Source organism: Shewanella cyperi (genome assembly GCF_017354985.1).
Taxonomy (GTDB): domain Bacteria; phylum Pseudomonadota; class Gammaproteobacteria; order Enterobacterales; family Shewanellaceae; genus Shewanella; species Shewanella cyperi.
Genome location: NZ_CP071501.1, coordinates 1,995,557 through 2,008,085, shown reverse-complemented (window position 1 = coordinate 2,008,085; position 12,529 = coordinate 1,995,557). Strand labels below are relative to the sequence as shown.

At 51.3% G+C, this 12,529-nt stretch carries 12 protein-coding genes and 2 tRNA genes; 8 read left to right on the top strand and 6 right to left on the bottom strand.

Annotated elements, in window-relative coordinates; translation table 11 throughout:
- Positions 1-29 precede the first annotated feature (29 nt).
- From JYB84_RS08680 to ttcA, 7 genes are all read left to right on the top strand, one after another.
- Positions 30-509 (top strand): FixH family protein, encoded by a 480-nt coding sequence (locus JYB84_RS08680; protein WP_207322991.1) that lies wholly within the window; start codon positions 30-32, stop codon positions 507-509.
- Positions 510-514: 5 nt separating this feature from the next.
- Positions 515-2,902 (top strand): heavy metal translocating P-type ATPase, encoded by a 2,388-nt coding sequence (locus JYB84_RS08675; RefSeq protein WP_207323158.1) that lies wholly within the window; start codon positions 515-517, stop codon positions 2,900-2,902.
- Positions 2,899-3,081, top strand: coding sequence for a cbb3-type cytochrome oxidase assembly protein CcoS (ccoS, locus tag JYB84_RS08670; protein WP_207322990.1), 183 nt, complete (start codon positions 2,899-2,901; stop codon positions 3,079-3,081). Before JYB84_RS08675 ends, ccoS begins: the two co-directional genes overlap by 4 nt.
- On the top strand, positions 3,078-3,773 hold the full coding sequence (locus JYB84_RS08665; RefSeq protein ID WP_207322989.1) for a sulfite exporter TauE/SafE family protein: 696 nt from the start codon (positions 3,078-3,080) through the stop codon (positions 3,771-3,773). The genes ccoS and JYB84_RS08665 overlap by 4 nt, the downstream gene beginning before the upstream one ends.
- A 61-nt stretch (positions 3,774-3,834) precedes the next feature.
- The gene (gene etrA / locus JYB84_RS08660) at positions 3,835-4,581 is read left to right on the top strand and encodes an electron transport transcriptional regulator EtrA (RefSeq protein ID WP_207322988.1); all 747 of its coding nucleotides are present in this window, start codon (positions 3,835-3,837) and stop codon (positions 4,579-4,581) included.
- 83 nt (positions 4,582-4,664) lie between these two features.
- Entirely contained in the window at positions 4,665-5,597 is a 933-nt protein-coding gene (uspE, locus tag JYB84_RS08655) for a universal stress protein UspE (RefSeq protein WP_207322987.1), read from the top strand.
- A 71-nt stretch (positions 5,598-5,668) separates the two neighbouring features.
- Positions 5,669-6,613: a tRNA 2-thiocytidine(32) synthetase TtcA gene (gene ttcA, locus JYB84_RS08650; RefSeq protein WP_207322986.1), complete on the top strand. Its 945-nt coding sequence runs from the start codon at positions 5,669-5,671 to the stop codon at positions 6,611-6,613.
- Between the two features lie 55 nt (positions 6,614-6,668).
- Here ttcA and JYB84_RS08645 read toward each other — a convergent pair whose 3' ends face one another.
- Entirely contained in the window at positions 6,669-7,286 is a 618-nt protein-coding gene (locus JYB84_RS08645) for a DUF2987 domain-containing protein (RefSeq protein WP_207322985.1), read from the bottom strand.
- A complete protein-coding gene (locus JYB84_RS08640) occupies positions 7,264-8,085 on the bottom strand; it encodes a glucosaminidase domain-containing protein (protein ID WP_207322984.1) in 822 nt (273 codons plus the stop codon). The genes JYB84_RS08645 and JYB84_RS08640 overlap by 23 nt, the downstream gene beginning before the upstream one ends.
- A 200-nt stretch (positions 8,086-8,285) precedes the next feature.
- Between JYB84_RS08640 and yvcK the strand changes: the two genes are divergently transcribed.
- Positions 8,286-9,191 (top strand): uridine diphosphate-N-acetylglucosamine-binding protein YvcK, encoded by a 906-nt coding sequence (yvcK, locus tag JYB84_RS08635; protein WP_207322983.1) that lies wholly within the window; start codon positions 8,286-8,288, stop codon positions 9,189-9,191.
- Positions 9,192-9,237: 46 nt separating this feature from the next.
- On the opposite strand, the gene JYB84_RS08630 is transcribed toward yvcK, so the two are convergent.
- From JYB84_RS08630 to JYB84_RS08615, 4 genes are all read right to left on the bottom strand, one after another.
- Positions 9,238-10,431 (bottom strand): amino acid aminotransferase, encoded by a 1,194-nt coding sequence (locus tag JYB84_RS08630; protein ID WP_207322982.1) that lies wholly within the window; start codon positions 10,429-10,431, stop codon positions 9,238-9,240.
- A 178-nt stretch (positions 10,432-10,609) separates the two neighbouring features.
- Positions 10,610-10,683, bottom strand: a tRNA-Cys gene (locus JYB84_RS08625).
- 26 nt (positions 10,684-10,709) lie between these two features.
- Positions 10,710-10,785: transfer RNA gene (locus JYB84_RS08620), tRNA-Gly, on the bottom strand.
- A 191-nt stretch (positions 10,786-10,976) separates the two neighbouring features.
- The gene (locus JYB84_RS08615) at positions 10,977-12,416 is read right to left on the bottom strand and encodes a glyceraldehyde-3-phosphate dehydrogenase (protein ID WP_207322981.1); all 1,440 of its coding nucleotides are present in this window, start codon (positions 12,414-12,416) and stop codon (positions 10,977-10,979) included.
- Positions 12,417-12,529: the final 113 nt, after the last annotated feature.

Below are 12,529 nucleotides of genomic sequence, written 5' to 3'. Positions count from 1 at the left end.
GGCGCCTCATTCGATCCCGGAAATTCAATATGAGCACACAGCAAGCCTGGTATAAGCAGTTCTGGCCCTGGTTCCTGATCTTTCTTCCCCTCTGCGCAGTGATTGGCAGTTTTACCACCCTGAAAATAGCCATGGACAACTCGGATGCCCTGGTCGCCGATGACTACTACAAGCAAGGAAAAGCCATCAACCAGGATTTGAGCAAAATCCAATATGCCAAGCAGCTTGGAATGCAGTTTTCCGTTGAGTTCCAAGATAATCAACTGCTGATTGTGCAACACGGCGGCCCGGCCTATGACGCTGCGCTGAATGTGGCTTTTTATCACCCAACCCTGGCAGAGCGCGATTTCAATCTGATTGCTACCCAGGATGCGACCCACACCTACCGCATTGTCCCCACTGTTCCCATGGCGGGTAACTGGGAAGTCAGGCTCGAAAGCTTTGATAATAAATGGCGTTTGCAAAAACGTCTTGAACTGAGCGATGGCAAACTGCATTGGATGAACTGAGTGCCATGGCCATTTCCCAGTGTTTCCATTGTGCTGAACCCATAGCCGCAGTAGATAGTTTTTCCACCTTCATTGATGGTGAACACAGGCCCATGTGTTGCCCCGGCTGCCAGGCGGTCGCGCAAGCAATTGTGGATGCCGGCTTGACCAGCTATTACCGTTACCGCTCCGAACCGGCCAGTCGTCAACAGGCCCTGGTCCCCGAAGCACTCAAGGGCTTCAGCGCCTACGATTTGCCCGAAGTGCAACAGGATTTTGTTCACAGCCAAAATGGTCTGGAAGAAGTTACCCTCACTGTTGATGGGATTAGCTGCGCCGCCTGCGCCTGGCTGATTGAGCATAAGCTTAAGCAGATGCCGGGTGTAAAGCAGGCCATGGTCAACTCAACCACCCAGCGTGCCCTGATCAAATGGCTGCCAGATCAGCTTAAACTCAGTAACATACTTAACGAGATCAACCGTATAGGTTACCACGCGGCGCCATTCCAGCTTGATTCCGAAGAGCTGGCCAGCAGTCGCAACAGCCGCCGCTTTCTCCTTCGTTTGGGCCTTGCGGGTTTTGCCACAATGCAGGTGATGATGTTTGCACTGGCCCTTTACGCCGGTTACTTCACCGATCTTGAAACCGAATTTCGTGACTATTTCCGCTGGGTGAGCCTGATTTTTGCGGCACCTGTGGTGTTTTACTCAGCCCAACCCTTCTATTTCAGTGCTCTGCGGGCACTGCTGTCCGGTCGCCTGAACATGGACGTGTCGGTGTCGATTGCCATTTGCGGCGCCTATATCGCCAGTTGTGTGGCAACCATTCAAGGCACAGGCGAGGTGTACTTTGAATCCGTTTCCATGTTCACTTTCTTCCTGCTGTTAGGTCGCTATTTTGAACAAAGTGCCCGTCGCAAGGCCTCCGTCAGCGCCAGTAACCTGCATAAACTGGTGCCCCTGACCGCAGTGCGGTTAACCAATGGTACGCCTGAGGAAATACCTGCTAAACGTCTGGTACTGAACGATATTATTCTTGTTAAACCCGGGGAAGCCATCGCCGCAGACGGCAAGGTGATAAGCGGGGTATCCGGTGTGAATGAAGCCATGCTCACCGGCGAGCAGCACCCTGTTCTCAAAAGACCCGCTGAGCAGGTGTATGCCGGCACCATAAATTTGGAACAGCCTCTTGAAATTCAGGTGAGCGCCCTTGGGCAAGACCAACTGGTGGCAGAAATCATGCGACTCCAGGAGTTCGCGGCCAACAGCCGTCCCGCCATCGCCATATTGGCTGACAAGCTGGCCAGGTACTTCTCGGCAACCATACTTACCATCGCGACCATCACCTTCCTGATCTGGCACTATTTCATCTCGCCGGAGGATGCGTTCTGGATAACATTGTCGGTACTGGTCGCCACCTGCCCCTGCGCATTGGCGCTGGCGACCCCAACGGCTGTGACTTGTGCGACCGGACTGTTTACTCGCCTGGGGATCATCAGCCGCACGCCCGGCGTTTTTGAAAAGCTGCCCCAGATTGATACCGTGCTGTTCGACAAAACAGGCACCCTAACCAACGGCAATGTCACCATAGATGGGATAAGGCTTTTTGATGAGTATACGGAAGCCGAGGTTCTCGAATTTGCCGCGGCGCTGGAATACGGCTCTTTGCATCCCATAGCCAAAGCCTTCAGCCCTTACCTTTCATCCTCGTTGAAAGCCAACGCTATCCGTCATTTCGTGGGTGAAGGTATTGAGGGGGTCATAGAGCAAAAGGTCTTCAGAATAGGCAATGCAGCCTTTTGTAACTGCTCCCCAGTCGATGCCAAGCGCCAGTGGATTTACCTCAGTTGCGACGGCAAGCTTATTGCTGCATACGCCCTGGAAGATAAATTAAGAGCCGACGCCAAGCAGACGGTTGATGAACTTAAACGTGAGGGTTTCGGGCTGGCCATTGCCAGCGGAGATAATTCCCGCCACGTACTCGAGGTTGCCGAGTCCTTGGGTATTGAAAAGGTACACGCCAATTTGAAGCCTGCGGACAAGCTTGCGCTCATCAGTGAGTTGCAAGCTCACCACAAGGTGGCCATGTTCGGCGATGGCATTAATGACGCCCCTGTGCTTGCCGCCGCCCACGTGTCGGTCGCCATGGGCAGTGGCACGGCCCTGGCCAAAAATAACGCCGATTTGATATTACTTGGCGATCATCTCCATCGTTTTACCCAGGCCGTAGCAATAGCCAAACGCACCAGACGCATTATCAGGCAGAATTTGGCCTGGGCGCTGGGTTACAACCTGTTGGTGTTACCCCTGGCGGTAACGGGGCATGTCGTGCCCTACGTGGCGGCCATTGGCATGTCTGCCAGTTCGTTGATTGTTGTCAGCAACAGCCTTCGCCTTCTCAGGACCAAACTATGAGCATTATTTACGTGTTGATCCCCATTGCCATGCTATTCGTCTTGATAGCCGTGGGGGTGTTTTTCTGGGCGGTGCGCTCCGAACAATTTGACGATTTGGATCGCCAAAGCCTGTCCATTTTGTTTGACGAAGATACCAAGCAGGTTAAGCCCGCTGAAGAGCAAGATCCGCAGCCATGATGGAGTACGGAGTTGCTGCCGCTTTCTTCGTTGGCCTGATGGGCGGTGGTCATTGCCTTGGGATGTGCGGCGGTCTGACCGGCGCTTTTTCAGCCCAAATCCCGGCGCCGGCACCGGGTGAAAATCATTTGGCCCACAGGCTGGGATTTTTGTTCAGCTATAACTTCGGCCGTATTTTCAGTTACAGCCTTGCAGGATTACTTTGTGGTGCCCTGGTGTCCGGTTTGGACACCCTGCTGCAGGCAAAGCATTTTCTACTGATGATGCGGCTTGTGGCAGGCACCATGATGATCCTGCTGGGGCTCTATATCGCCAGGATATGGCATGGCCTGCTGCGTCTGGAAAAGCTCGGCAAGGTGCTTTGGCGCTGGCTGCAGCCACTTTCCCGCCCCCTATTACCGATAAACAGGCGCAGCAAAGCCTTCTTTGCCGGCATGATTTGGGGCTGGCTGCCCTGTGGCCTGGTTTACTCCACTCTTACCTGGTCGGTTGCATCGGCAGATCCGCTTCAGGGCATGCTGATCATGCTGTTTTTCGGTTTGGGAACACTGCCGGTGATGTTAAGCAGTGGCTTTGCTGCCAGCAGCCTGTCATCCTGGCTACAAAAACGTAGTATCAGGCTGATTTTCGGTATTATTTTAATGGTTTTCGGGCTACAGACCCTATATATTGGATTATCACAGCTTGGCTAGCCCAGAAAACACAATTGGTTTACCATAAGCTAAACAGACAGTTTCGGGATTGAATATCGCAATGGATCAAACAAAAGGCCGTCGCCCCGCAAACGCAGGTTGCACCATACATTGTCACGACTGCAGCATGGGAACTCTGTGTATTCCATTTACGTTGAATACCAATGAGTTGGACCAGTTGGACAACATCATTGAACGCAAAAAGCCCATTCAAAAGGGTGAGCAAATTTTTCAGTCCGGTGATTCCCTGAAATCTTTGTATGCCATTCGCTCCGGAACCGTGAAGAGTTACACCATCACAGAGCAAGGTGATGAGCAAATCACCGGCTTTCACCTCGCCGGTGACGTCATAGGTTTTGACGGGATCCATGGTCAAAGCCACCAAAGCTTTGCACAGGCTCTGGAAACCTCCATGGTATGCGAGATCCCCTTCAATACCCTGGATGAACTGTCCGGCACCATGCCCAAGTTGCGCCAGCAAATCATGCGCCTGATGAGCAATGAAATCATGAGCGATCAGGAGATGATTCTGCTGCTCAGCAAGAAGAATGCCGAGGAACGACTGGCGGCTTTTATCAGTAATCTGGCCCGTCGCTACGGTAATCGTGGTTTCTCCGCCCGGGAATTCAGGCTCACCATGACCCGCGGTGATATAGGCAACTATCTGGGACTGACGGTCGAAACCATCAGCCGTTTGCTGGGGCGCTTCCAGAAGTCAGGTTTAATTGAGGTGAAAGGTAAATACATCACCATATTAGACGCTGCCGGCCTCAATCAACTGGCTGGCACCGCCAGAATTGCCAGGTGATAGTAAGGAATTGATCTAAAACAATTCGCAGCTGCATCAGTGGTGCATAATATAACCACAACGACAAATAATTGGAGTCAATTATGAAGGATTATCAAAAGCTGCTGGTGGTCATTGACCCTACCACAGACAAGCAGGCAGCCGTTGCCCGAGCGGTCGAATTGGCAGAAAAAAATGGTGCGGCCATTACGGTATTTCTGTCTATCTATGATTTTTCCTATGAGATGACCTCCATGCTGTCTACCCAGGAAAGGGAAGCCATGCGTAAAGGGGTTATTGAGCAGAGGATAGCCTGGCTCACCGATGTGCTTGCCGAATACCAAGGACGCGGCATTAGCATTGACAGTGAAGTGGTTTGGCACAACCGTCCCTTTGAAAGCATTATCAACCACGCTATTGCCGGCGGTTACGATCTTATCGTTAAGGGCACCCACGAACACGATAAGTTCAAGGCCGTGATCTTTACCCCCACCGATTGGCATTTAATGCGCAAGTCCCCTATTCCTGTGCTCCTGGTCAAAGAACACGGTTGGCAGGTGGGCGGAAAAATTCTCTGTGCGGTTAACGTGGCCAGCGAAGATCCCGAGCATCAGTCCCTTAACGGCAAGATCATTGAGCATGCCCAGGAACTGGCCAAGAAATTCGGTGCCGAGGTGCATCTGGTCAACGGCTATCCCGGAACACCGGTAAATCTCGCCATTGAATTGCCTGATTTTGATGCCCATACCTACAACGAATCTATCCGCATGCAACATGAACAAAGGGTAGATTACCTGGCTACCGCCTACGGCATAGCCGCAGAGCACTGTCATGTGAAGGAAGGTTTACCCGAGGACGTGATCCCCGAGTTGGCCTCGCATTTGGATGCCGAGTTGGTGATCCTTGGGACCGTAGGTCGTACCGGGTTGTCAGCGGCCCTTATCGGCAACACCGCCGAGCATGTCATCGACAGTCTTAACTGTGACCTGTTGGCTATCAAACCCGAAGGTTATAAATCACCGCTGGCAGACGCATAGCGCTTTACCCGCCAGTCGATAGCTGGAATAATACGCGCCCTGAAACAACCAGGTTATCGGGCGCTTTTTTTATGTCAGAAGTATTTTCGGAAGAACTCAGCAAAAAACAAATCACGCGGCTTAACAAGTTGCAAAAGCGACTGCGCCGTGAAGTTGGCAGCGCCATTGCCGATTACAACATGATTGAAGAAGGCGATCGTGTCATGTGTTGCCTCTCCGGCGGCAAAGACAGCTATGCCATGCTGGATATATTGATCAATCTACAGCAACGTGCCCCGGTAAACTTTGAAATAGTGGCAGTCAATCTCGACCAAAAGCAGCCCGGCTTCCCCGAGCACGTGTTGCCTGCTTATCTCGACAGCCTGAATATCCCTTACCACATTCTTGAAAAAGACACTTACTCCATAGTCAAAGACAAGATCCCCGAAGGCAAAACCACCTGCTCCCTGTGCTCCAGGTTGCGCCGTGGCACCCTTTACGGTTTTGCCCAGCGAATAGGTGCGACAAAAATCGCCTTGGGGCATCACAGGGACGACATCATAGAAACCCTGTTTTTGAACATGTTCTACGGCGGAAAAATGAAGGCCATGCCGCCCAAACTGCTTTCAGATGACGGCGCCAACGTAGTGATCCGTCCCCTCGCCTACTGCCGCGAAAAGGACATCGCCGAATACGCCGAACTGAAACAGTTTCCCATCATTCCCTGTAATCTTTGCGGTTCACAGGAAAACCTTAAGCGTGCCGCAATCAAGGACATGCTCAACCAATGGGACAAGCATTATCCCGGACGCATCGAAACCATATTTACGGCCATGCAGAATACCGCGCCATCCCAAGGCGTGGACAGGGAACAATTTGATTTTGTCTCGCTTAAACGCGATCCCAATGCAGAGTTCCGTGGCGATGTGGCTGAAGCCGACTTGCCGGCTTTTGATTTTATGGACGTCAGTAACAGCGGCCATATCAAGTTGGATATGGCGCAGCGAATCGACATTGTCAGCACCTTTCAGCCTTGATTGGAAATTGCAGTAATAAAAAAGCCCGCTCAGCGGGCTTTTTTATTACTGTGTTCTATTGGCTAATCCAAGGACTTACCACTTTGGGCACCTGGCTGAATTGTACTATCTTAACCTGAGCCAACTCTTCTTTGCTGAGGGTAAATTTGCTGCCGGCAGCTTTGTTTACACCATCCAAAATTACCCTGGCACCGTCATCCACAAACTCAAAACTTAAACCATCTATGGGTTTTCTGAAATATTTGAGCGGGAAACCCTGCATATTATCCAGTACCTTGTCCATTTCGGTCAGCAGCTGGGTAAGGCGCTCGGCACTGTAATTCATCATAGGTTGACGTTCACGGAGTTGCATTGCCAGTCCGCAACGATTTTCTTCGCCAGATATGGTCAACTGGATCAGTGCCCTATCCAGTTTTAGTTGCTCATCAAAGGGCAACAACAGCCGCTGATCCCTGGAAATGGTCAAAGGATAACTTTGGCTGCCTGAGGTGATTTGTCCGCCTTCCAGAGGGCATTTATCGGCAGGAGCCACGCTGAAGGCCAGCTCGATCAATTGAACGCCGGATTTGTTGACCACTTTAAGGCGTTCATAAAACTCCTTGTATTCCAAAGAGACAGTTTCCGCCATCACGACAGGCGTAAACAACAAGCTAAACAGCAGAGCTTTGTTCATTATTTTCAACCAGATATTTTTTATTATGCCGCAACATCTGCAGCAACTCTTCGATATAAGCATCCTGGCGCTCTGAATAGTTGACCAGGCCATAAATCAAATCTTCGGCATTCGGTGTACGCCCTTGTGCCCGTTGATCTGCTCTGATGGCACGGAACATGGCATAGGCACCATTGGAGTTCAGATTGCGCATATAGGAGGAAACCGAGGATTCAACCGTCTTGAAGACTTTCACCTCATGGCTCATGCCCCCGCTGCGGGACTCAGGCACCAGACCGCAGCCCTTGGTGTAACACCATTGCCCAAAGAAATTACGCCCTTCCCGGGCAAAGCGTGAGCTTCCCCAGCCACTTTCGTTGGCCGCCTGGATGAGCACCATTGCCTCGGGGACCACATCCACCCGCCGCAGCATACGATGCAGCGCTGTGGCGTCCAGGGTTCTCAATTCCAACTGATATTTTTGCGCCAGTTTATTGAATTTATAAATGTCGGCCTGGGACGGTGAATGGCCGTTATCGAGGTTTTCGGCCAAGGTTTCAAGAAATTGCCTTTCGGTGGCTATGATGCTGTTTTGGCGTTTCACTATGGGCCGCAGAAAATCGAAAAACGCCTGCTTCTTCTCAGTGACATCAATGATCTCATCAAAGTCAGGCACATCAGCACTGGCAGACGCTTGCATACTGCTTAATTGCGACAGGCTCTTTTGTGACTCAGACACTGGCAACAAGCACAACCTGAGGCTGAAAATCGCTACTATGACCAGGCCGAAGGCAATCAAAATACGGCTTATCAAACCCATTCCCGATGCTATCCTATTAATTCAACGAATAATTATGACATTGCTCATCAAATGCCAGCAGGCATTATAGGCGATAACCCCCCGGCGACAAAATTTTCGGCTTCTTTTCCGCCCGCGATTGGGTAAACTAGCGCTTGTCCGCCGGAAGGATGTGTCGGCGTAAAGGAATAGAAGGCTGTGGACCAGGGACAGAGTTTAGTATGCACACACAACATTTTTCTCAATACCAAAATGTGGTTGCCATCGGTGGTGGACACGGCCTGGGGCGACTTCTGTCGTGCCTGGATTTTCTGGGATCCCGCCTGACCGGCATAGTCGCCACTACAGATAATGGCGGTTCTACCGGCCGTCTGAGACTGGAAGAAGACTGTATCGCATGGGGTGACCTTAGGAACTGCCTTACCCAATTGGCCAACAGGCCATCACTGGGGTCATTGTTGTTTGATTATCGCTTTGAAGGTTGTGGTGAACTCAATGGCCACAACCTGGGCAACCTAATTCTGCTGGCGCTGGACAAGTTGTGCGTGCGGCCGCTGGAAGCAGTAAACCTTATCCGCAATTTGCTCAAGATTGAAACCCGGCTGATCCCCATGTCGGAGCAACCAACACACCTGGTCGCACTCAATACCTCGGGACAGCGGGTCATAGGCGAATTGCAGGTTGATGGAATGCAGGAAACACCGCTGGCATTGGCGCTTGAGCCCATGGTTGAGGCAACGGATGAAGCTTGTCAGGCAATTGCAGCGGCGGATCTTATCCTGCTGGGGCCAGGAAGTTTTCTTACCAGCACCCTACCGGCACTGCTGTTGCCCAGAATCGCAAACGCTGTCCGCAGCAGCAATGCCAGGGTGATCTTGATAGACAATCTCACTCCGGAACCTTCGGCCGCAGCGAACCTGAACCCAATGCAAAAAATGCAATGGTGCCATCGACTGATAGGCAAAGAGGTTATAGACAGCGTTATTTGCCACTCAGAGCAAATTTATCGGGAAGGCCGTTGTTACTATTTCCCCTTGCAATCGAAACATCATCCCGGGCTGCACGACAGACTCGGGCTGATTGACGCGCTGAATCTCCTGCTGCAGCAGGCAAGAAAAATTGCCTGACAAAAAAGGGCTGCCATAGGCAGCCCTTTTTCATTTTATTATCGTACTACAGCACGGCAGCAATAGCCTTACAGATGGCGTCCATATTGGCCTTGGTCATGCCGGCCACACTGATGCGACCGGAGCCAACGATGTAAACGGCAAACTCATCACGCAAGCGCTGTACCTGCTGTTTGTTCAGTCCCGAGAAACTGAACATCCCCGCCTGACGCTCAATAAAACTGAAGTCCTGTTTCACACCTTCTGCTTTCAGGCTGGCCACAAACAGTGTACGCATCTCGGCTATACGATTGCGCATAGTTGTCAGCTCCTGCTCCCACAATGCTCTTAACTCGGGGCGACTGAGTATGGTACTGACTATCAGCGCGCCATGAGCCGGAGGATTGGAGTAATTGGCACGAATGGTACGTTTAACCTGGCTGAATGCGACGGCAGCCGTTTCTGCCGAATCCGCTATCAGGGTGACGGCACCGATACGCTCGTTATACAAACCAAAGTTTTTTGAGAATGAATTGGCAACCAGGAGTTCAGGCACCTTCGCCGCCAGCAGTCGCAAACCGGCAGCATCTTCATTCAGCCCTGTGCCGAAGCCCTGATAGGCGAAGTCGAACAAAGGCACCAGGCCTTTTTCAAGACACAGCTCAGCTATTGTCTGCCACTGGCTCAGATTCAGATCAATACCGGTTGGATTGTGACAACAGCCATGCAGCAAAACCAGGTCGCCGCATTGGGCATCGGCCAGCGACGCCAACATGCCGGCGAAATCCAGATCCTGAGTTTGCGCGTCGTAATAGGCGTATTCTTTTACTTCCAGACCGGCAGTTTCAAATACACTTCTATGGTTTGCCCAGGTCGGATTGCTTATCCACACGACCCGGCTTGGGGTATTACGCACCACGAATTCGGCAGCGATACGCAGTGCACCTGTTCCACCAGGGGCCTGGGCGGTTACGGCCCGCTTGTCCTTAAGGACCTGATGCTCATTGCCAAAGAGCAATTCCTGCACAACTTTGTTGTAGAGTTGAACCCCGTCTATGCCCAGATAATTCTTGCTGGATTCTTCCGCCAGCAGAATGGCCTCGGCCTGCTTGACGCTGGCAAGCACAGGAGTATCCCCTGCCTCATCCTTGAAAATACCCACGCCCAGGTTAATTTTTTCACTGCGGGGATCGGCCTTGAACGCATCGGTAAGGCCAAGAATGGGATCGGCTGGGGCGAGCTCTACATCGGAAAATATCATTACTGCATCCTGAAAATAAGGGCGTTGGAAAGATGCGGTAGTTATACCATTGCCGCCAATGCGCTCAAAGCATACAAAGATAAAATTCGATGAATTTATTTGTATTGTCTTAATACGACAATATCTTGAGGTTTTCTTTGAGAATTATTTAAGGAATGTACTTTTGAAAGCTTGATAATGGAGGCGCGACCCGGAGTCGAACCGAGATCGACGGATTTGCAATCCGCAGCATAGCCATTCTGCCATCGCGCCATCTGATACCGCTGAAAGCGGAGATTTGGAGCGACATATCGGGTTCGAACCGATGACCTATACCTTGGCAAGGTATCGCTCTACCAACTGAGCTAATGTCGCTTATGAACTTGCAGTCTTGGAAGCCTCGACTGCGGAATGCATTCTACTGTTTTGTCCCATCCAGTCAACGCTTGATAGCGGCTTTTTTTCCAGAATTGTGCCGACCGCTGACAAATTCAGCACACAGACCTCGTTTTCGCCAACCAACAAAAAGCCCGGCTGAAGCCGGGCTTTTCACTGCCAATCCGTAATTATTCGGAAACAGGCAGAGACAGGTGGTTCAAGCCCAACATCTTCTGCATCACGCCCACAACCTGGCAGCTGTAACCAAACTCGTTGTCATACCATACATACAGAATGGCGCGCTTGCCTTCTGCAATGGTGGCCTGGCTATCAACCACGCCGGCATATCGGGAACCGACCAAATCGCTGGACACTATTTCAGTGGATTCGGTGAAATCAATCTGATTCTGCAGCGGCGAGTGCAGCGCCATATCACGCAGATAGGTATTGATATCATCCTTGTTGGTTTCACTGTTCAGGTTCAGGCTGATGATGGCCATGGATACGTTCGGCGTAGGTACACGGATGGCGTTACCTGTGAGCTTGCCTGCCAATACAGGCAGCGCTTTGGCCACGGCTTTGGCTGCACCGGTTTCGGTGATAACCATGTTCAGTGGTGCACTGCGGCCACGACGATCAGCCTTGTGATAGTTATCAATCAGGTTCTGATCGTTGGTGTAGGAGTGAATGGTCTCAACGTGGCCATTCTCAATGCCATACTTGTCGTTGATGGCTTTGAGTACCGGGGTAATGGCGTTGGTGGTGCAGCTGGCAGCTGACACTATCAGATCCTGCTCCAGGATATCGCCGTCGTTTACACCATACACTATGTTCTTGATGTTGCCTTTGGCTGGTGCAGTCAGCAGTACCTTGGCAGCGCCTGGGCTCTTAAGGTGCTGACCCAGACCGTCTTCGTCTTTCCATACGCCGGTGTTATCTACAACCAAAGCATTCTTGATGCCGTACTTGGTGTAGTCCACTTCTTCAGGACCATTGGCATAAATGATTTGGATGTAAGTACCGTTGGCGATCAGCGCATTGTTCTCTTCGTCCACTTCAACAGAACCGTTGAAAGGACCGTGTACCGAGTCGCGACGCAGCAGGCTGGCACGCTTTTCCAAATCACCATTACGGCCACCGCGAATAACAATGGCACGCAGGCGCAGTTTGTTGCTGACACCGGTACGTTCTATCAGCAGACGGGCCAACAAACGGCCAATACGACCAAAACCGTACAGCACAACATCACGGGCTTCCACATCATCACTGTGATTGATGGCCTGAGCCAGCTCATTGGCCATGTAGGCTTCGATTTCGCTGCCATCGGTGTGATTGCGCCAGTAATTGACGGCCAGCTTGCCGATATCCACCTTACATTGTTTTACTGCCAGCTTGCTGAGTGCTTCGACAAAAGGAAAACTCTCGCGCAAACGCAGCTTATCGCCGACGTGACGGCGAACCAGGCGATGAGCCTTGATGATATCTATGGTAGAGGCATTCAACAGTGGCTTGCCATAGACTACGACTTCCACACCTTGGTTTCGGTACAGTTTGCCCAGCAATGGCTGCATTGCCTCGGCCAATTCGAAACGTTGTTGCCAGCTTTGAAGGTGTTTATCAGCACTCATTTACGGATCCTTTATCTCACTTTTCTGAAATAATTTCAGAAAGGTTTGAGTAACAAATAGAAAAGACCAATAATCATCTTTATGTCAGGACGGAGCCTGTTTTTGGTCGGCGC

Bases quoted from the DNA above. Each gene is read 5' to 3' on its own strand.
- JYB84_RS08630 (WP_207322982.1), bottom strand. From the start codon at position 10,431: ATGATATTTTCCGATGTAGAGCTCGCCCCAGCCGATCCCATTCTTGGC.
- JYB84_RS08680 (WP_207322991.1), top strand. From the start codon at position 30: ATGAGCACACAGCAAGCCTGGTATAAGCAGTTCTGGCCCTGGTTCCTG.
- etrA (WP_207322988.1), top strand. From the start codon at position 3,835: ATGGATCAAACAAAAGGCCGTCGCCCCGCAAACGCAGGTTGCACCATA.
- JYB84_RS08640 (WP_207322984.1), bottom strand. From the start codon at position 8,085: ATGGGTTTGATAAGCCGTATTTTGATTGCCTTCGGCCTGGTCATAGTA.
- ccoS (WP_207322990.1), top strand. From the start codon at position 2,899: ATGAGCATTATTTACGTGTTGATCCCCATTGCCATGCTATTCGTCTTG.
- JYB84_RS08645 (WP_207322985.1), bottom strand. From the start codon at position 7,286: ATGAACAAAGCTCTGCTGTTTAGCTTGTTGTTTACGCCTGTCGTGATG.
- JYB84_RS08665 (WP_207322989.1), top strand. From the start codon at position 3,078: ATGATGGAGTACGGAGTTGCTGCCGCTTTCTTCGTTGGCCTGATGGGC.
- ttcA (WP_207322986.1), top strand. From the start codon at position 5,669: ATGTCAGAAGTATTTTCGGAAGAACTCAGCAAAAAACAAATCACGCGG.
- yvcK (WP_207322983.1), top strand. From the start codon at position 8,286: ATGCACACACAACATTTTTCTCAATACCAAAATGTGGTTGCCATCGGT.
- JYB84_RS08615 (WP_207322981.1), bottom strand. From the start codon at position 12,416: ATGAGTGCTGATAAACACCTTCAAAGCTGGCAACAACGTTTCGAATTG.
- JYB84_RS08675 (WP_207323158.1), top strand. From the start codon at position 515: ATGGCCATTTCCCAGTGTTTCCATTGTGCTGAACCCATAGCCGCAGTA.
- uspE (WP_207322987.1), top strand. From the start codon at position 4,665: ATGAAGGATTATCAAAAGCTGCTGGTGGTCATTGACCCTACCACAGAC.